The organism is Hydrogenophaga atypica, from assembly GCF_042665215.1.
Taxonomy (GTDB): Bacteria; Pseudomonadota; Gammaproteobacteria; order Burkholderiales; family Burkholderiaceae_C; genus Hydrogenophaga; species Hydrogenophaga defluvii_A.
Map to the genome: position 1 here is coordinate 31,734 of NZ_JBHTCA010000024.1, position 21,942 is coordinate 53,675.

Sequence of the window (21,942 nt, forward strand, 5' to 3'; positions counted from 1 at the left end):
CCAGATTGAGACGAACCGATGAACGTGGCCGCGAAACACCGTGCTTGGCCCACAAATTGCGTTCACTCACGCACTGGACCACAAGTCCACAGCACGACAGGACCCCCATGCTGTACCAGGCCTACCAGAACCAGTCCGACCTGCTGTCGCCCTTGCGCCTGATGGCGCAACACACCGGCGCCGCCCTCTGGCTGCACAAAACCGAGCGCAGCCTGCTGCGCCGCGTGGCCGCTGCCAGCGAAGTGTTTCACCGCATGAAGCTCACCCACACCCGCCCGCCCTACCGCATAGACAGCGCGCTGGTGGGCAGTGAAAGTGTGCCGGTGACCGAGGAAAAAGCCCTCGAATTGCCATTTGGCATCCTGTTGCACTTCAAGAAACCTGGCGTCAGCGACCAGCCGCCCGTGCTGCTGGTGGCACCGCTGTCCGGCCACTTCGCCACGCTGCTGCGCGAAACCGTGCGCACCCTGCTGCAAGACCACGACGTCTTTATCACCGACTGGCACAACGCGCGCGACGTGTCGCTGCGCCACGGCGCGTTCCGGCTCGACGACTACGTGGACTACATGGTCCGCTTCATCGCCCACATCGGCCCGGGCTGCCACGTGGTGGCGGTGTGCCAGCCTTGCGTGGCCGCGCTGGCCGCCACCGCGTTGATGGCCGAAGACGACCACCCGGCCCAGCCGCGCAGCCTCACGCTGATGGCCGGCCCGGTGGACTGCCGCATCAACCCCACCGAGGTGAACCGGCTGGCGGTCAGCAAGCCCATCGATTGGTTTGAGCACAACCTCATCAGCCACGTGCCCCTGCCCCACGCGGGATTCATGCGGCGGGTGTACCCGGGCTTCGTGCAGGTCAGCGCCTTCATGAGCATGAACCCCGAGCGCCACAAACAGTCGTTTATCGACATGTTCAACCACCTCGTGGAAGGCGACGTGGAGCAAGCCAGCGTGATCCAGAACTTCTACGAGGAGTACCTGGCCGTCAACGATCTGCCGGCCGAGTTCTACCTGGAAACCGTGGAAAAGGTGTTCCAGACCTACGACCTGGCGCGTGGCGAACTGATGGTGAACGGCCGCCGTGTGGACTGCGGGGCCATACGGCGCACCGCCTTGATTACGGTGGAGGGCGAGCGCGACGACATCTGTTCGGTGGGGCAAACCGTGGCGGCCCACGACCTGTGCACCAGCCTGCGGCCCTACCTCAAAACCCACCACATCCAGACCGGCGTGGGCCACTACGGCGTGTTCAGCGGCCGCAAGTGGAACCAGCAGATTTACCCGCGCGTGCGGGCCGTCATCCACGACGCCCACCGCTGAGCCGCTCGCGCAGGTGTTGCGCAAACCGCTCGGCCGCCTCGCTGCGCTGCGGCCCAGGCCGCTGCAACAAGGCCACGCGCCGCTCGATCGCGGGGCGCACCAAGGGCCGCACCACCAGCGTGGGGTCGGCCAGGTGGGTGGTGTAGAGCCGGGGCATGAGTCCCAGGGCCAGGCCACTGCGCACGCAGCCGTACAAGGTCTCGGAATGTTGCACCCGCATCGGCTCGCGCTCAATGCGCGCGAATTGGGCACTCGCCGGCCCGGCCAGCTCCGACACACTGCCGCTGGCGAACAGCACCAGGCGCTCGTGGCGCAGCTGGCGCCAGGCCACCTCGGCGCCCTCGGCCAGCGCGTGCGAGCGCGGCAGCACCAGCACCAGCGGGTCTTCGAACAGCTCGGTCACGGTCAGGCCGTCGGGCGGATCGGTGAGGGCCACCACGGCCAGGTCAATGCGGCCCTGGCGCAGTTCCTCCAGCAAAGCGCTGGAAGGCAGATCCAGCAAATCGACTTTCAGCTCGCCACTGGCCACCGGCGGGTGGGCCTGCAGCGCCTCGGCGACGAGGGCGGCGGCCGAGGGCACCACGCCCAGGCGCAGCAGGGCCTGCCCGCTGGCCAGGATCTGGGCCATGTCCTCCAGCGCCAGGTCCACCGTGTGCACCAGGTACTGGGCGCGGCGCAGCAACTCGGCACCGGCCGGCGTCAGCTCGAAGCGCGGGGTTTCGCGCGCCAGCAGCGGCGTGCCCACCAGGCGCTCCATTTGGCGCATGGCGTTGCTCAAAGCCGGCTGGGTGATGGCCAGGCGCTCGGCCGCGCGGCCGAAATGGCGCTCTTCGGCCAGCGTGACCAGGCAGCGCAGGTGGCGCAAGGTGAGGGCCCGCAGCCCGTGCTCGATCCCATTCATAGTTTGAATGAAGTCATTGAAATTTGAAACTTCGATTATCGATGCACCTGACCTAGACTGGCCCACCTTATGAGCCACCCCGACCCCCTCGAAGCCTTTCTGCGGGCCATGCCCAAGGCCGAGCTGCACTGCCACCTGCTGGGCACCGTGCGGCGCGACACCTTCACCCACCTGGTGCGGCGTGAACACGCGCCTATAAGCGACGCCGAGATCGAGGCCTTCTACACCCGGGGCGAAAAGCCGGTGGGCGTGCTGCGGGTGCTGCGCGCGCTGGACCAGGACCTGATCCGCTCGGCCGACGACCTGCACCGCCTGACCTACGAGTACCTGCAGGACGCCGCCGCGCATTCGGTGCGCTACGCCGAGTTCTTCTGGAACCCCACCGGCACCGCCGAGGTCTCCGGCCTGCCCTACGCCCGCGCGGTCGAGGGCATCGTGCGCGCTATCCACGACGCCCAGCGCGACCACGGCATCACCGGCCGCCTGGTGCCCGCCATCGACCGCGAGGCCAGCCCCGAGGCCGCGCTGGAGATGGTGCGCTGGGTGCTGGCCCACCCGCACGAGGAAGTGATTGGCATCGGCATCGACTACCGCGAGAACGACCGACCACCCGAGCTGTTCGTGGACGCCTACGCCGCCGCGCGCGCCGGTGGCCTGCGCACCACCGCCCACGCGGGCGAGTTCGGCATGCCCTGGCACAACGTGCGCACCGCGCTGGACCTGCTCAAGGTGGACCGCATCGACCACGGCTACACCGTGGTGGACGCGCCCGAGTTCGCGCGCGAATGTGCCGAGCGCGGCGTGCTGTTCACCGTGGTGCCCACCAACTCCTACTACCTGCGCACCCTGGCGCCCGAGCGCTGGGCGCTGGACCACCCGATACGCCACATGCCCGGCCTGGGCCTGCGCGTGCACCCCAACACCGACGACCCCACGCTGCACCACGTCACGCCCACCCGGGCCTGGCAAATGATGGTGCGCGACTTCGGCTTCTCGCTGGACGACCTGCGCGGCTTCATGCTCAACGGCATCGAAGGCGCCTGGACCGACGACAGCACGCGCCGCCAGTGGCGCAGCGAATGGACGGCCGAGTTCGACCGCCTGCGCGCCACGCTCCTGCCCGTTTCCCCATCTTCCACCCTTGCCTGAGGACCACCCATGACCACGCCCCTGCCCCGCCGGCTTTTCACCCTGCTGGCCGCCACCGCCCTGGCCACCCCTTTCACGGCCCAGGCCCAAGCTTGGCCGGCCGCCAAGCCCATCACCCTGGTGGTGCCCTTCACCGCCGGCGGCAGCGTGGACTTCAGCGCGCGGCTGGTGGCCACCAAGCTGGGCGAGCGGCTCAAACAGTCGGTGGTGGTGGAGAACGTGGCCGGCGCCGGTGGCGCCATCGGCGTCTCCAAGGTGGTGCAGGCGAACCCCGACGGCTATACTCTGGTGGTCGGGCCCGACAGCCCCATCGTCATCGGTCGCCTGATCAACCCCTCGGCCTTCCGGTACGACCCGCTCACCGACCTGGCCCCGGTGGGCCTGATCAGCACCGCGCCCATGGTGCTGGTGGCACGCCCCGGTCTGCCCGCCAAGGACTTCGGCGAGTTCGTGAAGCTGGCCAAGAAGGAGCCCGGCAAGTACAACTACGCCACCTCGGGCATCGGAACCGTGCTGCAACTGGCCATGGAATTGCTCAAGGACCAGACCGGCACTTTTGTCACCCACATCCCCTACCGGGGCGGCGCGCAGATCGCCGCTGACGTGATTGGCAACCAGGTCGATCTGGCCATGCTGGTGGCCACCACGGCCATGCCGCACATCAGCGCTGGCCGCATCAAGGCCCTGGGCGTGACCGGCGCCAAGCGCCTGCCCAACCTGCCACAGGTGCCAGCGTTCGCCGAGATGCCCGGCCTCAAGGGTTACGAGATGAACACCTGGATCGGCCTGTTCGCACCGGGCAAAACGCCGCCCGAGGTGGTGGCGCGCATCAACCAGGAACTGAACGAGGTGCTCAAGTCCGACGAGATCAAGGCCAAGTTCAGCGAACAAGGCGCCACGGCCGGCAACAGCAGCCCGGCGCAGTTCGGCGCCTTCGTGCGGGAGGAATACGCGCGCAACCAGAAAATTGTTCAGCGCGCCAACATCAAGGAATGAAAAAAGCGCCCGGTCGGGCGCTTTGTCCTTTGGCCTTGTTCAGAGCTTGGGGCTGTCCGCCTCGCTCTCGGCGTCGGCAGGCCAGTCGCGGATGTAGGCCTTGAGCATCTTGTTCTCGAAGTTCTGACTGTCCACCACGGCCTTGGCCACGTCGTAGAAGCTGATGACGCCCATGAGCATGCGTTTGTCCATCACGGGCATGTAGCGCGCGTGGCGGTCCAACATCATGCGGCGGACTTCGTCGAGTTCGGTCTCCATGGTGCAGGTCAGCGGGGCGTCGTCCATGGCGGTGCGCACGATGGTGGTGCCCACCGCGCCGCCGTTCTTCACCACCAGCTGAATCACTTCGCGGAAGGTCAGCATGCCCACGAGGTCGCCGTGGTCCATCACCACCAGCGAGCCGATGTCCTTCTCGGCCATGAGGTTCAAGGCGCTGGCCAGGGGCTCATCGGGGGTGGCCGTGTAGAGGGTGTTGCCCTTGACACGAAGAATGTCGCTGACTTTCATGGTTTCTCCTCGCGGCCCCGGTATCGGGTGGATGGTTGTGCCTGAAATATAGCCCACAATAATCGCTCACGACACCCACACACCCAGGCCGCGCCTCACTGTGGCGCGGCACACACGGAGACCCTCCCATGCCCGGCTACGCCGACCCCGGCTTCGACACGCTCGCGCTGCACGCGGGCGCCGCCCCCGACCCCAGCACCGGCGCGCGCGCCGTGCCCATCCACCTCACCACCTCCTTCGTCTTCGAGTCCAGCGACCACGCGGCCTCGCTGTTCAACCTGGAACGCGCCGGCCACGTCTACAGCCGCATCAGCAACCCCACCAACGCCGTGCTGGAGCAGCGCGTCTCGGCACTGGAAGGCGGCATTGGTGCCATCGCCACCGCCAGCGGCCAGGCCGCGCTGCACTTGAGCATCGCCACGCTCATGGGCGCGGGTTCGCACATCGTGGCCAGCACCGCGCTCTACGGCGGCAGCCAGAACCTGTTGCACTACACGATGCGCCGTTTCGGCATCGACACCACCTTCGTCAAACCCGGCGACATCGACGGCTGGAAGGCGGCCGTGCGGCCCAACACCAAGCTCTTCTTCGGCGAGACCGTGGGCAACCCCGGTCTGGACGTGCTGGACATCCCCACCGTGTCGCAGATCGCGCACGAGGCCGGCGTGCCCCTGCTGGTCGATTCGACCCTGACCTCGCCCTACCTCATCAAGCCCTTCGAGCACGGCGCGGACATCGTCTACCACTCGGCCACCAAGTTCTTGAGCGGCCACGGCACCGTGATCGGTGGTGTGGTGGTGGACGGCGGCAGCTTCGACTGGGAGGCCTCGGGCAAATTCCCCGAACTCACCCAGGCCTACGAAGGCTTTCACAACATGGTGTTCAGCGAAGAGTCCACCGTGGGCGCCTTCCTGCTGCGCGCCCGCCGCGAGGGCCTGCGCGACTTTGGCGCCTGCATGAGCCCCCACACGGCCTGGCTGATCCTGCAAGGCATCGAAACCCTGCCCCTGCGCATGGAACGCCACATGAGCAACACCGAAAAGGTGGTGCAGTTCCTGGCCAGCCAGCCCATGGTGGAACGTGTGGGCCACCCTTTGCTTGAATCGCACCCCAGCCACACGCTGGCGCACAAGCTGCTGCGCTTTGGCCCCCGTGGCGCCGGCTCGGTGTTCAGCTTCGACATCAAGGGCAACCGCGCCCAGGGCCGCAAGTTCATCGAAACGCTCAAGATCTTCAGCCACCTGGCCAACGTGGGCGACTGCCGCAGCCTGGTGATCCACCCGGCCAGCACCACCCACTTCCGCATGAGCGACGAGGCGCTGGCCGGTGCCGGCATCGCCCAAGGCACCATCCGCCTGTCCATCGGCCTGGAAGACCCGGACGACCTGATCGACGACCTCAAACGCGCGCTCAAGGCCGCAGAGAAAGCGGGGGCCTGACCATGTACCTGCAAGTCAATGGCGCCAAAACCTACTGCTACACCGGCGGCAAGCCCTTCAACCCGGCCCAGCCCACGGTGGTGTTCATCCACGGTGTGCTCAACGACCACAGCGTGTGGATTCTGCAAAGCCGCTACCTGGCCCACCACGGTTTCAACGTGCTGGCGGTGGACCTGCCCGGCCACTGCAAGAGCGGCGGCGACGCGCCGGAAACCGTGGAGCAGGCGGCCGATTTCGTCGCTGCCTTGCTGGACGCGGCCGGGGTGCAAAAAGCGGCGCTGGTGGGACATAGCTGGGGTGGCCTGATTGCACTGGAAGCGGCTGCACGCCTGCGCGAACGGGTCAGCCAACTGGTGCTGGTGGGCGTGGCCTCACCCATGCGGGTGTCGCCTGTGCTGCTGGAAACCTCGATCAGCGATCCCGAACAGGCGCTCAAGCTGGTCAACGTGTTTTCCCGCTCCACCCTGGCTCCCCCCCCTTCGGCCCTCGGACCAGGTACCTGGGTCTATGGTGCGGGCATGGCCCTGGGTCGGCGGGTGCTGCGCAGCAACACCGCCATCAACGTGTTCCACCGGGGTTTCAAGGCCTGCGACAGCTACGCCAACGGCGAAACCGCGATGCGGGCCATCACCTGCCCTGTGCTGTTTGTGCTCGGCGCGCAAGACCAGATGACCCCGCTCAAAGCCGCCCAAAGCCTGATCGGGGCCGCCCGAGACAGCGGCAAGGCCGTTACGGTGCATACCGTGCCGGTGGGCCACCACCAGATGACCGAGGCGCCCGACGACACCTTGTTCGCCCTGGCCAAGTTCCTCAACCGCTGACACACGCCCCGTCATGACCCAGCGCCTCGCCCTCCTCCAACTGGCCCAGGCGCATGGGCTGGATGCCGACGCCCGCACACGGCTGATGACCCTGGCCGGCCTAGCCGGTGAACCCCCCGGCGCCGCGCGCAGTCTGTGGCGGGCCGTGGCCCTGCTGGCCGCCGGGCTGGTGGGCCTGGGCTTGGTGATATGGGTGGCCGCCAACTGGGACGACCTGGGCCGCGCCGGCCGCTTCTGGCTGCTGCAGGGTGTGGTGGTGGCCATGGGCCTGGGCGCCTGCCTGCGCCCCGCCTTGCGAGCGCCGCTGGGTCTGCTCACCCTGCTGGCCGTGGGCGCGCTGTTTGCCTACTTCGGCCAGACCTACCAGACCGGTGCCGATGCCTGGCAACTCTTCGCCCTGTGGGCCGCCCTGACCCTGCCGCTGGCCTTCGGCGTTCGGCACGATGCGGTGTGGGCGCCCTGGGCGCTGGTGGCTGCCACAGGCGTGTCGCTGTGGGTGCAGACCCACACCGGCCACCAGTGGCGCGTGTTGCCCGACGACCTGCGGGTGCACGCCCTGGGTTGGGCAGGTCTGGGTGTGTTGTGCCTGCTGTTTTCACCCGCCTGGGCGCGCTGGACCGGCGCCGGCCCCTGGGCGCGCCGCACCGCACTCACGCTTGCTACCGTGGCCATCACCCTCACCGCCATCGGCGGCCTGTTCCCCAAGGACATTGCCCCACACTACCCGCTGGGCCTGGTGCTGCTGGCGCTGGCCGGTGCCTGGCTGAGTCGGCCCGCGCACTTCGAGGTGTTTGGTCTCAGCGCGGCCGCGATGGGCCTCAATGCGCTGGTGGTGGGCGGCCTGGTGCGGGTGCTGTTTGAACACGGTGGGCGTGACCCGATTGGCCGGCTCATGCTCATCGGTCTGGTCTCGGCCGCGCTGCTGGCGCTGTCGGTCAAATGGATTCTCCGGCTCGTGCGCGAACACGGGGTTCAGGAGGACGCCGCATGACACACCCGCTCGATGCCGTGCTGCGCAACGCCCAGGCCGAAGGCTTGTTGCCACCCAACGCCACCATCCCCTCCATCGAAAGCCGGCCCTGGCCGGTGGTGCTGCTCACCGCACTGGGGGCCTGGCTGGCCGCCGTGCCGCTGATGTCGGTCATCGGCCTGCTGCTGGGCGACCTGGCCGCGCGTGGGCTGGGCACCCACCTGGTGGGCCTGCTGCTGCTGGCCGGTTCGGTCATCGTGCTGCGGCGGCCCGAGGTGCCCATCTTCGTGGAGCAACTGGCTGTGCCTGCCCTGCTCGCGGGTGCCGGCACCCTGGCCTACGGCCTCACCCGCGACCTCCCCGACCAGGCCGCCTTTGCCGCGCTGGCGCTGCTGGCCCTGGGCATTGCGATGTGGATCGACAGACCCTGGCTGCGCGTGCTGGCGGGCGCCGCGGCGGCCGCATGCGCGGCCCTGGCACTGTGGCCAGGTCGCTTCTGGCGCGCGCCCAACCTGTCTGCCTGGTGGGCGGTGCTGCACGCCCTCACAGGCCTGTGGCTGCTCACGCTGGCCATCCAGCGGCGCTTAAACCGGGGCGCGACACTGCTGGAAAGCACGGGCGCCGGCTGGCTGCTGGCCACGCTGGTGGGCCTGGCCGCGCACTCAGGCCTGGCCTTTTTGGTGCCCGGCGCGCTGGGCGGCGGTCTGGTGGGTGCCGTGGCCATGGGCCTGGCCGGCAGCCTGCCCGCCACCGCCATGGCCTGGCTGCAACACAGTGTGTCGGCGACGCTGGCCATGGCCGGCGCCGCCGTGCTGACGCGCGCCTGGCCCAACTTGGGCACACACAGTCCGTGGAGCGGCCAGCTGGCCGCTCTGTGCCTGGCGGCGCTGGCCTTTTTCATTCCCACGCTGGGCGCTGCCCTGCTGGCCCTGGCCCTGCTGCTGGGCACGCGGCGCTGGCAGCTCGCCGGCGCTGCTGGCCTGGCTGCGGTGTGGATGCTCGGCAGCTTTTACTACGCGCTGGCCTGGCCCTTGGCACAGAAGGCCGTGGTGCTGGTGGCCTGCGGCGCCGCCCTCGGTGCACTGGCCTGGTGGAGGCTGCGGGACGGCACGCCCACCAAAGCCGTTGAACGCACCCCGCGCTCGCTGCCCGCGATGGCCGCCGTCGCCCTCACCGTGCTGGCCACCGTGGTGGTGGCCCAAGGCGCCATCCGCGAAAAGGAAGGCCTGATCGCCCGGGGCCGCCCCGTCTACGTGCCGCTGGCGCCAGTGGACCCGCGCTCGCTGATGCAGGGCGACTACATGCGCCTGAACTTCGCCGTGCCCGGTGGCGCGAGCCGCAACGACACCGGACTGCTGAGCGGCCAGCGCCCCCACGTGGTGGCACGCCTGGACGCGCGCGGCGTGGCCACCTTGGTGCGCCTGCACCAGCCCGGCGAGACCCTGGGCACCGACGAGCTGCGCATCGAACTCACGCCCAAAAACGGGCAATGGACGCTGGTGACCGACGCGTGGTTCTTCCGCGAAGGCGAGGCGGCGCGCTGGCAAGTGGCGCGGTTCGGGGAATTCCGCGTGGACGCCGATGGCCGGGCGCTGCTGGTGGGCCTGGCCGACGACAAGCTCGGCGCGATCAAGCCCTGAGCATGCGCTGCACCTCGTCCACCAACTGCGGGGTGCGCATTTCAACCGCCAGTTGGGCCAGCTTGGGGTCCGACATGAAATGTGTCTGGGCATGGAAGAACTCGGGCCCCACCAGCCGCTCCGGCACCGCGGCCTCCAGGTCGGCCCAGGTTCCACCGGCCAGCTTGTCGGCCACCCGCACGCAGTAGTAGGTCAACGCGTAGCGCGTGGCCTTTTGGGCCGAGAGCTGCTTAGGTGGCGTGGTCACCACCAGGTCGATCTGGCGCACGTCTTCGACGATGGCCACCGGCATGTTCCACGCTTCCAACAACAGACAGCCCAACTCGCCCGCCGCAATACCGACATCGTCCTGCTCGTGCTGGCTGCGCTGCAGGAAATCCTTCCCGGCATCCTGCAGCGACGCTTCGGGCGTGCGCATGGCCAACATGGCCATGTGGCCCACATAGGACAACACCGCTGCCGTCACCATGGCGCCGCTGTCGGGCAAGCCCACACGGCGCGCCAGCATCTGGCAGAGCTGCGCCGCCAGGCGGCTGGCGCGCGCGTGGTTGTCGTAAAGCGCGCTGAGGCGGGCGTCGGCCGGTGCCAGCGCGGGCTCAATGAGGCAACGCACGGCCACCGAGCGCACCGTGTCGCGGCCCAGGTAGGTGATGGCGTCCTGCACGCTGGCCACGGGGCGCGCCAAACCGTAAAAAGGCGAGTTCACCGTGGCCAGCACCTGGGCGGCCAGGTGGGGCTCGCTCAGGATTTCCTGTGCCAACGCGTCGGCACTCGCGCTGTCCATGAAATCGCCCGACAGCAGCTTGAACGCGGCCGCCGCAGGGCGAGGCAAAGCCAGCAAACGCTCGCGCAAGGCGGCCACCCGATCGGGCGGCAGCTCAAAGCCCTCCACCCGCCGGAATTGCACCAGCACGTCAGGGATGACCCACGCCGTGGGCAAAACGATGGGTTTGGGGCCAGGGGGTGGGGCCGAGGCGGTTTGGGGTTCGGCGTCGGGGGGTTTGCGGTTTCGGGCCAAAAGCTGCCAGGCGACAAACGCGGCAGCGGCCAGTGCCAGAGCAATCCAGAGTGCGGTCATGCGAAGGTGATGGACTAGGCGTTGACCCCATGGCTGGCTCGAACGCGGCGCGGCAACGGGGTGGTTAACAAACGTTAACACATTGAAAGCAGCCACCCGCTTCGTTGCCGGGCGGCCACCTCCAGCCGTCGGCTCGCCTTTGCCGAAACATTCGAGCCATTCCATCAAGCCTTGGCGCCATCACCCCAACGACCGCAACAGGTACTCGGCATGCGCCAACTGCCGGGGTGCGTCGGGCATGGCGTCGGCTTCGATCACCACCCAGTCTTGGGTCAGCTCCAGCGCATCGCCGGCGGTGAGGAACACGTCCTGGCTGGCGCCGGGCTGCGTCAGCCAGAGACGGCCGCCGAGCACCTGCAGGCGCATGCCCTGGCCTGCATGCAGGGTGCGTGCCTGGCCGGGGAGCAGGCGTGTGGGGGCGATGTCGCTGTGCGGCGTGGTGCGCGCGGCCAGCGCCCGGCGGGGCAGCAAGGCCAGCAGGCTGGAGAGGAACGACGGGGCGGTGGCGGTGGTCATGGTGGGCTCCTGTGATGGGAGTCCACTGTCGCGCGGCCGCCCTTTTTGCAACAGACACAACGGCCGGCTTTCTGTGCCACCGCACCGGCACACAGCCCCCATCTGTGCTGCACCGGTTGGGGCCTGTCTGTGCCGCTTGGCCGCCACAAAACCACCTGACCCCTTGACCCGGCGCGCTACGATGTTCACACCATGGCCGCCCCGCCCTCGCCCGATCTCATCGCCACCGAACAGCCGCTGCCCGACACACCCTTCAAGGGCCCGTCACCACGCCTGTACGCCCAGCTCGCGCAACGCCTGGCCCGGCTGATCGACAGTGGCGCGCTCAAGGCCGGCTCGCGCCTGCCGTCGATACGCGAGCTGGCGGCCAACGAGGGCGTGTCCATCTCCACGGTGAACCAGGCACTGCGCCAGTTGGAAGAACAAGGGCTGGTGCAAGCCAAGCCCAAGGCCGGCTACTTTGTGCGGCGCGGGCGGCGCGCCACCAGCACGCTGGTGACCACCACGCCGCCGCTGCGAAGCTTCACGCTGGAGGCGCAGCGCCGCTCCGAATCCTTCGCCACGCTGGAGCAGCCGGGCGACCGCGCCTGCTTCGATGGCTACCTGCCGCAGGAGAGCGACCTGTTCGATGAGGAACGCCTGCGCATCGCCATGGGCCGCGCATCGCGCCTGCACCGCCAGAGCCTCACCCGCTACAACAACGCCGACATGGGCACCCCCGCCCTGCGCCAGGCCGTGGCCCGGCGCGCCCTGCACATGGGCTGCACGCTGGCGGCCGAGCACATCATCACCACCGCCAGTTGCACCCAGGCGGTGAGCCTGTGCCTGCAGGCCGTGACGCAGCCGGGCGACGTGGTGGCGCTGGAATCGCCCACTTACTTCGGCTACATCGATTTGCTCGAAGCCCTGGGCCTGCGGGCGCTGGAAATCCCCACCCACCCGCGCAACGGCATCTCCTTGCCCGCGCTGGAACTGGCGCTGGACACCCAGCCGGTGAAGGCCGTGCTGCTGGCGCCCACGCTGTCTAACCCGCTGGGCTCTGTCATGCCATTGGCAAACAAGCAGGCCCTGGTGCGGCTGCTGACGGCGCGCGGCCTGCCGCTGATCGAGGATGTGGTCTTCAACGACCTGCTGGCCAGCGACGAACGCCGCAAGGCGGCCAAGGCCTTTGATACCGACGGCTTCGTGATGGTGTGCGGCTCGTTCGCCAAGACGCTGTCGCCCGGCCTGCGCCTGGGTTGGGTGGAGGCCGGCCGCTGGCGCGACACCGTGGCCAACCGCAAGCGCCTGCAAGGCGCGGCCACCAACGTCATTCTCGAAGAAGCGTTGGCCGACCTGCTCACCCAGGGCTTTTACGAAGCCAACCTGCGCCGCATCAACCTGGCCACCCGCCACCGCCTGAAAGAGGCGCGGCACATCGTGACCGAGCACTTCCCGCGTGGCACCCGCGTGAGCAACCCGCCCGCCGGCTACGCGCTGTGGGTGGAACTGCCCGAAGGCACCGACTGCATGGCCCTGTTCCGTCTGTGCGCCGCCCAAGGCATCACCTTCGGCCCCGGCCCCCTGTTCACCGCCACCGACCGCTACCGCAACTGCCTGCGCCTGAGTTTTTCGGGGGCGTGGGATGTGCCCACACAGGAGGCGCTGGCCGTGGTGGGACAGATGGCGTGCCGGGTGGTGGCGAGTGCCGACACATCACACCCCATGGCCGCCTAGGGCAAATTGTTGATATCAAACTGAAATTTTGATGAAAATCGTTGTCTTAAAAACGAAAACACTTAGAATTTTTGCATGATTCGTCTCGCCTCGCCCCCACCCAACAAAAAGGCGCGCCCCGTTCCCGTGCTGGTGGGCAGCGCCTTGGAGCGCCTGGGCACACGGGTCACCCTGGCCAGAAAACTGCGCGGCCTGACGCAAGAAGAACTGGGGCACCTGGCCGACGTCTCGACGTCCACCGTCCGGTCCCTGGAAGACGGCGCGGACGGCATTGCCCTGGGCAATTTCCTCAAGGTGCTGTTGGCCCTGGGCCTGCTGAGCCAGGCAGAGACACTGCTCAACCCGCGCGACGACCCCGAGACGTTGGCCTACGCCGAACGCAAGCTGGGCCCGCCATGACGGTGGTCACGCCGATCTGGGTCTGGCTCCCCGGCCGGGACGAACCCACCCGGGCCGGCGAACTGGTGAACGGCAACGGTGCCCGCTTCATCTACCGCCCCGACTACGCAAGAACCGACGGTGCGCTGGCACTTGACCCGGTGGAGCTGCGGATCTCGCGCTCGTCCAGGGGCACGGCGGTGTTGGGCGCGGACGGCTTGCCCGGCGTCGTTCGGGACGCGAAGCCAGCGGGTTACGGTGAAGACCGCCTCAAGGCCATCCACGGCGACCACCTGGACGCGCTGCAACTGCTGGAGCTGGGCGTGCCCGACGGCGTGGGCGCGATCGAAGCTTGCAACGACATGGAGCGCAAACTGCAATGGCGCCCCAAGGGCTTGGCAGACCTGCAACAGCTCACCCAGTACCTCGAAACGCACGAACCGGCCAGCCGGGCCTTGCGCCGCCTCAACGACGACCTGGACACCAGCGCCGGAGGTGAACGCCCCAAGGCCACGCTGGTGCACGAAGGGCGCCTGTGGCTGGTGAAGATGCAGGCCCGAGGCGACCGACAGGCCATGCCCGTACGCGAGTTCGTCACCATGCGCCTGGCCGAGTTGGCGGGGCTGCACGTGGCGCCGGTCAAACTGCACACCTTCGGCGCCCACCAGGTGCTGATGGTGCAGCGCTTCGACCGGGCCGGCGACCCCTACAAGCCCACGCGAAAGCTGTATGCCAGCGCGCACACGGTGCTGCGCCTGCGCCTGGATGCCGCCAAGGGCGACCCCGCGCGTTCCTACCTCGCTTTGGCAGACCGGCTGCGCATCTGGACCCGGGACGGCGCGGACGACCACCGCGAGCGCCTGGGCCGGCAACTGGTCGAGCTGTGGAAACGCATGGCCTTCAACGCCTTGGTGGGCAACACCGACGACCACGCGCTGAACACCGGCCTGCTCTTTGACCGGGTGGCCGAAGGCAGCGACCGCATGGCCTGGGGCCTGTCACCGGCCTTTGACATCACACCCCATGTGGTGGGCTTGCCAGCACACATCGAGGACGGCCCCCCGTTGTCGCTGGCGACCGGCACCGATGGCCGCTCGGGCACCAGCGTGGCGCGGCTTGCCGACGCCGCGCAGTGGATGGGGCTGGAGCGTGACGACGCCATCCAATGGCTGATGAACACCGCGCGGCAAGTCGCAGAGGATTGGGCGCCGATGTTGCGCGCGGCAGTCAGCCCCGCCATCGAAGACGCCACACGTTTGGAGCGCCTTGTGGGCGACGTTCGCCCTTCCTTCGCGTATGCGGAGTGGCTGGCGCAGGCAAGCTGAGCCGCTATCAGGCAGACACCAACGCAGGCAGCCGGTAGCCACTCACCCAGGCCGGCAAATCGGCCGCCGGCATGGGGCGGGCGATGCCGTAGCCCTGCACGATGTCGCAGCCCATGGCGCCCAGCACAGCGGCGTGTTCGTGGGTTTCCACGCCCTCGGCCACCACCTCGCGGCCAAAGGCCTGGGCCAGGCCAATGACGGCCTGCACCAGCGCGCGGTCGGTGTCGCTGCTGAGCATGTCGCGCACGAAGGACTGGTCGATCTTGAGGAACTGCGCGGGCAGCCGCTGCAGGTAGCTCAACGACGAGTAGCCGGTGCCAAAGTCGTCGATGGACACGCGCACGCCCAGCGTGAACAAGCGCTCGATGGTCTGGGCCACGAGCGCCAGGTCGTTCATGGTTTCGTATTCGAGGATTTCGATTTCCAGCGTGTAGATGGGCAGCTGGGGAAACTGCAACAGCAGCTTTTCCATGAACTCGATGAACCCGGGCGCGGTGAGCGTGGGCACCGCCATGTTGACGCTGACCGCCACCACCTGCCCACCCTCGCGCCACTGCGCCACGTGCCGCAGCGCGCACTCGGCCACCCAGCGGTCCAGCACCTCTGAAAACGGCGTGCCGGTGATCTCGTCGAGAAACGCGCCGGGCGCCAGCAAACCGCGCTCGGGGTGGCGCCAGCGCAGCAAGGCCTCGGCACCAAACAGGCTGCCATTGGACAGGCGCATCTTGGGCTGGAAGAACAGCTCCAACTCGCCCACCTTCATGGCCTGTTCGATGCGCAGCAACGTGGCGCGGCGCTGCTGCACGCGGGCGTCGCGGCTGGGGTCGAACACCTGCACCTGGTTCTTGCCCAGGTCTTTGGCGCTGTACATGGCCAGGTCGGCGTGGCGCAGCAGGGTGTCGGCGTCGGTGCTGTCCTGCGGGTAAAACGTCACGCCCATGCTGGCGGTGAGCTGCGCCGTGTGGCCCAGGGCCTGCACCGGCTGGCGCAGGCGGTTGGCCAGTTGGTCGATGTCGCGCAGCACGTCGGGGGCGTCGCCGGGCCTGGGCAACACAAACACAAACTCGTCGCCGCCCACGCGGCCAAAGGTGTCGTGCGGCAGCAGGCCGGCCTTGAGGTGTTGGCCCAGCTCACAAATGAGCTGGTCGCCCACCGCCTTGCCCCACTGCTCGTTGAGCTGAGAGAAGTCGTCCAGATCGGCATACACCACCGCCACCACACCGCCGGGCTCGCGCGCCATGGCGGCCTGCAGTTCGCGCAGCACCTGGCTGCGGTTGGGCAGCCCGGTGAGGGGGTCGTAATGCGCCACGCGTTTGAGTTCTTCCTCGTAGCGTTTGGCCTCCGACTGGTCGGTGCAGATGACCACACACTGCTTGAAACGCCCGTCAGCGTGCCGCTGCACATTCATCTTGACGGTGCAGGGAAACACCTCGCCGTTCTTGCGTTGGCGCGAGATGTTGCCCTCGAAGTGACCCTTGGTCTCGATGGCGCGCTGCACCTCGCGCTTGAGCGCTGGGTCGAAATGGGTGGGCCGGGTCACGTCCAGCGAACGGCCCAGCAATTCTTCGCGCGCAAAACCGGTCATGGCACAAAAGGCGGGGTTCGCGTCGAGAAAGGTCTCGTCTTCGTCGAGGATGACGATGCCATCGCGCGCGTGCAAAAACACCTCGGCCGCACGCGCCTGCTCGCGCAACATGGCGTTGATGGCCCGCCCGCGCGCGTGGTAGGCCAGCACACCCTCAAACATCCAGCCAAAGGCCAGCGTGGCCGGCGGAAAAATCAACATCACCGGCAAAACAACGCGTTGCAGCACCTCCAGCCGTATGGCAGCGGGCAGCAGCAACACCAACACCACGGCCAAGGCCGAACACGCCACACCCAAGCTGAACAACCACAAGGTGCCGGCATAGACCGAGCCCGGCCCACCCAACGCGCGCAACAAACGCTTGCGCTGCGCGCCCCACACAAGCCCCAACAGCGTGACCCCCACCAGAATGGCCACGCCCGGCACCACGCCAGCGCCGCCCAAATGCCAGCGGTACGAACCCGCCACCAGCAACGCGATGCCCGCGCCCAGCGGGTGCAGGTAGGCCCCCGCCAGCGAAAGGATGACCGTCTTGCCATCCACGATCACGCCCTGCACCACCGTCACCGGCAAGTTCATGGTGAGGATGGCGCCCAAGCCAAACAACAGCCCACACACCAGGCGCCGCCGGTTGATGCGCCGCGCCCGCTCCTGCCGGTCGGCCTCCTCAAACGGCCAGCTCAGCGCCGCGTAAACCAGCACCAAGGCCACCAACACACCCGCGTTGGTGGCCACGTTTTGCAGCAAAGCGGTAACAACCACAGCGCCTCGGCGGGGTCAGGGAGTGGGCAAGGGGTGAACGGATACAACACGCGGCGGGGTCATGAATTCACCATAAGCAAGCCTGAAAGGCACCACAACGGCACCAAGCGCCCTCAATGTGCCACGGATTTGACATTCAACAAACCATTTGAGGGTGGATTCGCTCGAGTTGCCCGCACACGGTGCGCGACCATGATAAATGGTCGTTCTGGTCATCATCTTCTTTATTTTCAGACTCCCGAATAAGCCTCGGATCGGAACGCCTCTTGTGGCTAAGGAGAGGATTTTTGGGATGCGAGCTGACGTCGGACACCACCAAGTCTGTTCACTGTGCTGCAGCTTGATGAGCAGGGAGACGGAGAATTTAAATACCTACTGCAATAAACTAGCTCTCACACGGTACGAGGTGCCGACGTAAACACGTCCAAACCTCAAGACGGCCAATTTTTGATCGGATCCATTCAGGATGTTTGAACCAAAGAGGTTGACCAGTGCGTTCCAGTGGGTTGCACCTGAGAGGCGCAAAAGCCCATTTGGACCAATACCTCCGAGGAAGGCTGAAACAAGAACGCCCCGGTTGTGGCTCGCCCGCCGGGCGGGTGAACTGTATTTGGTCAACGAGTCGGAAGAGGTTCTCGAACGCGTCAGCGCTTCGCCCATTGGTTGGCTTCGGATTGGATACGAAGAGAGTGTGGCGCCGCTGGATCAACCTGCCCGAGGTGTTGTCTACAGCGATGTACCGTCGGGGGTTGCTGTGAAAGTGGAGGAGTACGACGATTTCCACGACCTGGATTTCGATCTGGGCGTGGACCTCGAGATTCACTCTCAGGAAATGGGCCGGGTGGAATTCCAGACCCCATTGACCAGGGGCGGCGTTCAGGAGACTGTGCTGCTTTGGAGTAACGGTGAGATAGGACCTGGTGTGTGTTGGAGCCCGTACTGAAACGATTTTGCTTGCACAAAAAAATACAAAATGAACGACATAACAAATGGATTGAAGCATCGATTTGCCGTGCTGCTCCACGACCTCGATCCCATCAACAGCTATTGCCATGCCATCCTGGATATGGAGGACTACTATGAGTCATCCGCCATCAAGATTGTGGAGTTGCACGCGATGGGCTTGCCCTTGCGCCAAGCCGTGTGCCAAGTCTTCGACAGCGACTTTTGGGAAGGTTGCCTGCTCGAAGCCAGGCGGGTGGTGAACCTGGACACCTTGACCTCAGCCCTCGAAGCCGAAATGCAGCGGACAACCAATGCGATGGACTCCGAGAGCCTGCCTGAGCTACACCGCGCGTTGTTCGATCGCTTCATGTTGCCGATACCACGTGCAAGTCGCTGCACCTATTCAAGCTTCTTGCAAGCCTTCCCGGAGCAGCTTTCGCAGGACTGGAACGACATGGGCTACTTCGACCTACGTGCACAGCCACTACTTCAGCTCGCTGACAGCACCAAGCCGGGAGGGGACTTCGACGCGGATGAGGATGAGGATGAGGATGAGGATGACGATATCTGCGTGACATTTCTCGCGGAACGCTCTGTGCCTTTTGCCCCTGACGACATGCCGTTTCTGCACCAACTCTTCTTCGAGAAGATCATGCGACGAGTGCCTGTGGAAATGCGAACCAGCTTTGAAGCGTTCAAGCAGCAGGTATCCCACAGCATCGCAACACCAGTGGAATCGCAAGTTCTCATGCACACGCCAGCGTGAAGAGGGTACAGGCGAGCGGCGGGTTGCCCGCCTTGTATTGCCTTCATTTTCTGACGTGGCATGAGGATGCACCACATGTCGACGTTCATGCCGTTTCCGGCGCTTCATCTCTTGTTTCTTCAAAGGAGTTTCAGCAATGGCCATTGTCAACGCGGTTCAACGAGGACAAGTGATCTACGTCTACGGCGAAAAAGGGCGGCAGATTTTCACGGTCCCGGCAGGTCATGGCCCAGACGATGGTCTGAAGGGCTACACCTCAGCTTCGGTAAACGTGCGTCGTGGGAGCGCGATCTACACCTACGACGAGAGAGGCCGTCAGACTGGCACCGTGCCTGCCCGCTAAAGAGGTCAAGATGGACGATCGACAGCGTGCCTTGACCGTCGCTTGGCAATGGATCCGTGACGCCGATGCCCTGCTGATTTGTGCTGGCGCGGGAATGGGGGTGGACTCAGGTCTGCCCGACTTTCGAGGGCCAGAAGGTCTGTGGCGCCACTACCCAGGACTGGCCCGTGCCCAACTGAGCTTTCAGGAAATTGCCAGCCCATGGGCTTTTCAGCATGACGCGGCACTGGCATGGGGCTTCTACGGACACCGGCTGGCGATGTACCGGCAAGCACAGCCGCACCGGGGATTCGCGCGGTTGCGCCAATGGGGTGAGGCCAAATCTCATGGCTGTGCGGTGTACACCAGCAACGTCGATGGGCAATTTCAGAAAGCCGGTTTCCGTTCACAGCCTATCACCGAGTGCCATGGCTCGCTGCACTTCATGCAATGCACCCAACCCTGCGGCGAGCAGGTTTGGCCCGCAGATGACTTTGTGCCAGAAGTCGACTTGGCCACCAGCCGACTCACCAACAGCCTGCCCCGTTGTCCGCGCTGTGGCGCATTGGCCCGTCCCAATGTCTTGATGTTCGACGACTTGAAATGGGTTGATCACCGGGAACGTGAGCAGCGTCAGGCTCATGACATCTGGCTACAACACCCGAAGAACGGACTGGTTCTGGAAATCGGCGCTGGCGATGCCATTTCAACGGTGCGATCCCATTCCAAAGCACGGCTAGCGCAGGCGTGGAAAATGATCCGTGTCAATCCCGCTTCACCGTTGCATGCATCGCCCAACACGCTTCAGGTTGACATGACGGCAAAAGCCTTTTTTGAAGCAATGGCGATTATCGAAGCCTAGACCGAATGCCCCAAGCACTCCTTTGACAATGGGCCCGCACGCCAGCATGAGGGCTTTCGTGCGATGCCTTCTGATGGGCAAGCCCACGAGTTGCAAGATTGGTTGGCACCAGAATAGTGGCAGAGATTCGATGCACCGGATGCTGCCTGGCTGAACACGCTGACAATCCAGATATTGACCACGGGCGCTGACCAAACACACAAGGCCAACACAATGCACATACGCTTGGGACTGCACCTGGATGGGCAGCGAGGGGATGCAGTTCAATCTGAGCTGGACAGTTTGACGACAGGGCCGCTCGGTCTGCTCAATGTCCTTGAAACCCAGCTGGGTCTGCTGCGGTTGGAGCCCAGCACATCGGACCGAATTTTGCAGGTTCGGGAAATCCTGGCTCGCCTGGACGGTCCCAACCGTTTCTATCACCGCAGCTTCGCCGTGGATGCACTCGGCACTGCAGCCACCTTGCTGGCGTGGTGCGATCTGTGGCACTTGCACGGTTGGAGCACTGAAGCTGGCATCGCTCTGTCGGCATCTCCATCCAGGCGGATGAGAGACATGGCAGCCTTGCTGGCCGCGACGGAGGACACGCACAAGCTGGCGGCTGGCGTGGGCAAACGGCTTGCCATGGTGAAGTCTGCGATGGCGGTGACCAGGCCTCGCATAGAACGCCTCACCCTTTGCGAACCGCTCTCACACTGGCCTCCTGCTTGGCAGCAGGTGCTGTGCGAACTGCAACCTACTGAGCAGGGCGCCTTGCGTCCAGCAGCTCAAGAGGGCACGTTGCTGGGCGATATCCAGCGGGCCTTATTGTCTCAAGACGGTGGGGCACAGGCAGCCCAATTGCGCTGGCGCGACGATGGCAGCGTCTCGGTGATGCAGGCTGAGACGGGCTGGCTGGCCGCCCAAGGTCTGGCTCAACACCTGGCTGACAAGGCAACCGACACGGTGCTGTGCGCCCCCCAGGTCGGCGTTCTCGATGAGGTGATGGCCGCGGCTCAACTGCCGCGTCAGGGGTTCAAAGAGTCCAACGGCTTTCGTCCTGCGCTGCAAGTGCTCCCGCTGGTGCTGGGCCAGTTGTGGAAACCGCTGGATCTGTACGGCCTTCTGCAGTTTCTGACTCACCCCATCTGTCCTTTGCCCTGGGTGGCTCGCTCAAAGCTGGCCGAGATGGTGGCTCGCTCCCCCGGCATCGGTCAGGGGCCGGCTTGGGACCGTGCTTTGGCTGACATCGAAACGGCCTGCGCCGCTTCAGGCAAAGACTGGGCGGAGGTCCGCGAGCGAATTCGACAGTGGATCGAGCAAGAACGCCATGACCCAGTGCAGGGGGCCCCTTTGGCTGCTGTGACCGACCGTCTGAATGCACTGGCACAGTATTTTCAGGGGCGTTTGCGAGACACCGATCCGGCCAAACAGATCGCGTTCACCAGCGGACTGTCGCAGACGCTGACACTGTTGCGGGCACTGAAGGCATTGGCACTTCAAGGCGAAACCCACATTGCCGCTCAGCCTCTGCAGACGTTGTTGGCCCAGGCCACCGCGCAGGGGACGACCCATCCGCTGCTGGTGGCCCAGGTCGGCGCCTGTCGAACCGTGACGCACCCAGGGGCCGTCGTCGACGAAGCCGAGCAGGTGGTCTGGTGGCAGTTGCAGGCGCCACCTGATCTGGCCGGCTATCCATGGTCTCAGGCCGAGCTGGCCGAGTTGCACCGCGCAGGCGTGGCACTGCCCCCATTGGATGACGTGCTCGCTCGCGATGCGCGCGCATGGCAGACCCCCGTTCTGGCGGCCAGGCGGCGTCTGGTCTTGGTGTTGCCCCCGCCTGGTGAGGAAACGCACCCGTTGTGGCTGCTGCTTGAGTCACTTTTTGAGAAAGGGCACGGCCCTGCCATCCAAGCGATGGAAGACAGTCTGACCGATCAGCGGCTGGCCCCTGTGGCGTACAGAC

The 21,942-nt window shown here is 66.1% G+C and carries 20 protein-coding genes; 15 read left to right on the plus strand and 5 right to left on the minus strand.

What is annotated here, in order from left to right; genetic code table 11:
• Nucleotides 1-107: 107 nt before the first annotated feature.
• The gene (locus ACFQPB_RS19840) at nucleotides 108-1,319 is read left to right on the plus strand and encodes a polyhydroxyalkanoate depolymerase (RefSeq protein WP_382227035.1); all 1,212 of its coding nucleotides are present in this window, start codon (nucleotides 108-110) and stop codon (nucleotides 1,317-1,319) included.
• On the opposite strand, the gene ACFQPB_RS19845 is transcribed toward ACFQPB_RS19840, so the two are convergent.
• Entirely contained in the window at nucleotides 1,297-2,220 is a 924-nt protein-coding gene (locus ACFQPB_RS19845) for a LysR family transcriptional regulator (RefSeq protein ID WP_382227038.1), read from the minus strand. The two genes, ACFQPB_RS19840 and ACFQPB_RS19845, sit on opposite strands and share 23 nt — an antisense overlap.
• Before the next feature lie 69 nt (nucleotides 2,221-2,289).
• Here ACFQPB_RS19845 and add point away from each other — a divergent pair, with 69 nt between their 5' ends.
• Nucleotides 2,290-3,369 carry an adenosine deaminase gene (gene add, locus ACFQPB_RS19850; protein WP_382227041.1) on the plus strand — a complete coding sequence of 360 codons (1,080 nt, stop codon included), beginning with the start codon at nucleotides 2,290-2,292 and terminating at the stop codon, nucleotides 3,367-3,369.
• A 9-nt stretch (nucleotides 3,370-3,378) separates the two neighbouring features.
• Complete coding sequence (locus ACFQPB_RS19855; protein WP_382227043.1) at nucleotides 3,379-4,365, plus strand: Bug family tripartite tricarboxylate transporter substrate binding protein; 987 nt, start codon at nucleotides 3,379-3,381, stop codon at nucleotides 4,363-4,365.
• 39 nt (nucleotides 4,366-4,404) lie between these two features.
• Here ACFQPB_RS19855 and ACFQPB_RS19860 read toward each other — a convergent pair whose 3' ends face one another.
• On the minus strand, nucleotides 4,405-4,872 hold the full coding sequence (locus ACFQPB_RS19860; protein WP_382198882.1) for a CBS domain-containing protein: 468 nt from the start codon (nucleotides 4,870-4,872) through the stop codon (nucleotides 4,405-4,407).
• Nucleotides 4,873-5,000: 128 nt separating this feature from the next.
• Between ACFQPB_RS19860 and ACFQPB_RS19865 the strand changes: the two genes are divergently transcribed.
• The 4 genes from ACFQPB_RS19865 to ACFQPB_RS19880 are packed head-to-tail and all read left to right on the plus strand — an operon-like array spanning nucleotide 5,001 to nucleotide 9,742.
• Complete coding sequence (locus ACFQPB_RS19865) at nucleotides 5,001-6,311, plus strand: O-acetylhomoserine aminocarboxypropyltransferase (protein WP_382227046.1); 1,311 nt, start codon at nucleotides 5,001-5,003, stop codon at nucleotides 6,309-6,311.
• Nucleotides 6,312-6,313: 2 nt separating this feature from the next.
• A complete protein-coding gene (locus ACFQPB_RS19870) occupies nucleotides 6,314-7,132 on the plus strand; it encodes an alpha/beta fold hydrolase (protein WP_382227048.1) in 819 nt (272 codons plus the stop codon).
• 13 nt (nucleotides 7,133-7,145) lie between these two features.
• Nucleotides 7,146-8,123: a DUF2157 domain-containing protein gene (locus ACFQPB_RS19875; RefSeq protein ID WP_382227051.1), complete on the plus strand. Its 978-nt coding sequence runs from the start codon at nucleotides 7,146-7,148 to the stop codon at nucleotides 8,121-8,123.
• Nucleotides 8,120-9,742 carry a GDYXXLXY domain-containing protein gene (locus ACFQPB_RS19880; protein WP_382227054.1) on the plus strand — a complete coding sequence of 541 codons (1,623 nt, stop codon included), beginning with the start codon at nucleotides 8,120-8,122 and terminating at the stop codon, nucleotides 9,740-9,742. The genes ACFQPB_RS19875 and ACFQPB_RS19880 overlap by 4 nt, the downstream gene beginning before the upstream one ends.
• On the opposite strand, the gene ACFQPB_RS19885 is transcribed toward ACFQPB_RS19880, so the two are convergent.
• Nucleotides 9,732-10,820, minus strand: coding sequence for an HDOD domain-containing protein (locus ACFQPB_RS19885; RefSeq protein WP_382227056.1), 1,089 nt, complete (start codon nucleotides 10,818-10,820; stop codon nucleotides 9,732-9,734). The genes ACFQPB_RS19880 and ACFQPB_RS19885 overlap by 11 nt on opposite strands.
• Nucleotides 10,821-11,000: 180 nt before the next feature.
• Nucleotides 11,001-11,336: a DUF2917 domain-containing protein gene (locus ACFQPB_RS19890; RefSeq protein ID WP_382227059.1), complete on the minus strand. Its 336-nt coding sequence runs from the start codon at nucleotides 11,334-11,336 to the stop codon at nucleotides 11,001-11,003.
• 192 nt (nucleotides 11,337-11,528) lie between these two features.
• Between ACFQPB_RS19890 and ACFQPB_RS19895 the strand changes: the two genes are divergently transcribed.
• The 3 genes from ACFQPB_RS19895 (at nucleotide 11,529) to ACFQPB_RS19905 (ending at nucleotide 14,755) form a co-directional block, all read left to right on the plus strand.
• On the plus strand, nucleotides 11,529-13,052 hold the full coding sequence (locus ACFQPB_RS19895; RefSeq protein WP_382227062.1) for an aminotransferase-like domain-containing protein: 1,524 nt from the start codon (nucleotides 11,529-11,531) through the stop codon (nucleotides 13,050-13,052).
• A gap of 75 nt (nucleotides 13,053-13,127) precedes the next feature.
• Nucleotides 13,128-13,451: a helix-turn-helix domain-containing protein gene (locus tag ACFQPB_RS19900; protein WP_382227065.1), complete on the plus strand. Its 324-nt coding sequence runs from the start codon at nucleotides 13,128-13,130 to the stop codon at nucleotides 13,449-13,451.
• A complete protein-coding gene (locus ACFQPB_RS19905) occupies nucleotides 13,448-14,755 on the plus strand; it encodes a type II toxin-antitoxin system HipA family toxin (RefSeq protein WP_382227068.1) in 1,308 nt (435 codons plus the stop codon). The genes ACFQPB_RS19900 and ACFQPB_RS19905 overlap by 4 nt, the downstream gene beginning before the upstream one ends.
• A gap of 7 nt (nucleotides 14,756-14,762) precedes the next feature.
• On the opposite strand, the gene ACFQPB_RS19910 is transcribed toward ACFQPB_RS19905, so the two are convergent.
• Nucleotides 14,763-17,102, minus strand: a complete 2,340-nt coding sequence (locus tag ACFQPB_RS19910; protein ID WP_382227071.1) for a putative bifunctional diguanylate cyclase/phosphodiesterase — start codon at nucleotides 17,100-17,102, stop codon at nucleotides 14,763-14,765.
• 577 nt (nucleotides 17,103-17,679) lie between these two features.
• On the opposite strand from ACFQPB_RS19910, the gene ACFQPB_RS19915 reads away from it, so the two are divergent.
• The 5 genes from ACFQPB_RS19915 to ACFQPB_RS19935 all read left to right on the plus strand — a co-directional run.
• The gene (locus tag ACFQPB_RS19915) at nucleotides 17,680-18,045 is read left to right on the plus strand and encodes a hypothetical protein (protein WP_382227073.1); all 366 of its coding nucleotides are present in this window, start codon (nucleotides 17,680-17,682) and stop codon (nucleotides 18,043-18,045) included.
• 30 nt (nucleotides 18,046-18,075) lie between these two features.
• On the plus strand, nucleotides 18,076-18,813 hold the full coding sequence (locus tag ACFQPB_RS19920) for a hypothetical protein (protein WP_382227075.1): 738 nt from the start codon (nucleotides 18,076-18,078) through the stop codon (nucleotides 18,811-18,813).
• A gap of 136 nt (nucleotides 18,814-18,949) precedes the next feature.
• Entirely contained in the window at nucleotides 18,950-19,156 is a 207-nt protein-coding gene (locus ACFQPB_RS19925; RefSeq protein WP_382227078.1) for a hypothetical protein, read from the plus strand.
• Nucleotides 19,157-19,166: 10 nt separating this feature from the next.
• Nucleotides 19,167-19,997, plus strand: coding sequence for an SIR2 family NAD-dependent protein deacylase (locus ACFQPB_RS19930; RefSeq protein WP_382227081.1), 831 nt, complete (start codon nucleotides 19,167-19,169; stop codon nucleotides 19,995-19,997).
• A gap of 555 nt (nucleotides 19,998-20,552) precedes the next feature.
• A partial coding sequence (locus ACFQPB_RS19935) for a hypothetical protein (RefSeq protein ID WP_382227084.1) occupies nucleotides 20,553-21,942 on the plus strand: 1,390 nt, incomplete at its 3' end.

What these genes read in the sequence shown, in the direction of transcription:
- ACFQPB_RS19930 (WP_382227081.1), top strand. Translation starts at nt 19,167, where the DNA reads ATGGACGATCGACAGCGTGCCTTGACCGTCGCTTGGCAATGGATCCGT.
- ACFQPB_RS19865 (WP_382227046.1), top strand. Translation starts at nt 5,001, where the DNA reads ATGCCCGGCTACGCCGACCCCGGCTTCGACACGCTCGCGCTGCACGCG.
- ACFQPB_RS19920 (WP_382227075.1), top strand. Translation starts at nt 18,076, where the DNA reads ATGAACGACATAACAAATGGATTGAAGCATCGATTTGCCGTGCTGCTC.
- ACFQPB_RS19900 (WP_382227065.1), top strand. Translation starts at nt 13,128, where the DNA reads ATGATTCGTCTCGCCTCGCCCCCACCCAACAAAAAGGCGCGCCCCGTT.
- ACFQPB_RS19890 (WP_382227059.1), bottom strand. Translation starts at nt 11,336, where the DNA reads ATGACCACCGCCACCGCCCCGTCGTTCCTCTCCAGCCTGCTGGCCTTG.
- ACFQPB_RS19845 (WP_382227038.1), bottom strand. Translation starts at nt 2,220, where the DNA reads ATGAATGGGATCGAGCACGGGCTGCGGGCCCTCACCTTGCGCCACCTG.
- ACFQPB_RS19880 (WP_382227054.1), top strand. Translation starts at nt 8,120, where the DNA reads ATGACACACCCGCTCGATGCCGTGCTGCGCAACGCCCAGGCCGAAGGC.
- ACFQPB_RS19925 (WP_382227078.1), top strand. Translation starts at nt 18,950, where the DNA reads ATGGCCATTGTCAACGCGGTTCAACGAGGACAAGTGATCTACGTCTAC.
- ACFQPB_RS19855 (WP_382227043.1), top strand. Translation starts at nt 3,379, where the DNA reads ATGACCACGCCCCTGCCCCGCCGGCTTTTCACCCTGCTGGCCGCCACC.
- ACFQPB_RS19875 (WP_382227051.1), top strand. Translation starts at nt 7,146, where the DNA reads ATGACCCAGCGCCTCGCCCTCCTCCAACTGGCCCAGGCGCATGGGCTG.
- ACFQPB_RS19870 (WP_382227048.1), top strand. Translation starts at nt 6,314, where the DNA reads ATGTACCTGCAAGTCAATGGCGCCAAAACCTACTGCTACACCGGCGGC.
- ACFQPB_RS19840 (WP_382227035.1), top strand. Translation starts at nt 108, where the DNA reads ATGCTGTACCAGGCCTACCAGAACCAGTCCGACCTGCTGTCGCCCTTG.
- ACFQPB_RS19905 (WP_382227068.1), top strand. Translation starts at nt 13,448, where the DNA reads ATGACGGTGGTCACGCCGATCTGGGTCTGGCTCCCCGGCCGGGACGAA.
- add (WP_382227041.1), top strand. Translation starts at nt 2,290, where the DNA reads ATGAGCCACCCCGACCCCCTCGAAGCCTTTCTGCGGGCCATGCCCAAG.
- ACFQPB_RS19860 (WP_382198882.1), bottom strand. Translation starts at nt 4,872, where the DNA reads ATGAAAGTCAGCGACATTCTTCGTGTCAAGGGCAACACCCTCTACACG.
- ACFQPB_RS19885 (WP_382227056.1), bottom strand. Translation starts at nt 10,820, where the DNA reads ATGACCGCACTCTGGATTGCTCTGGCACTGGCCGCTGCCGCGTTTGTC.
- ACFQPB_RS19895 (WP_382227062.1), top strand. Translation starts at nt 11,529, where the DNA reads ATGGCCGCCCCGCCCTCGCCCGATCTCATCGCCACCGAACAGCCGCTG.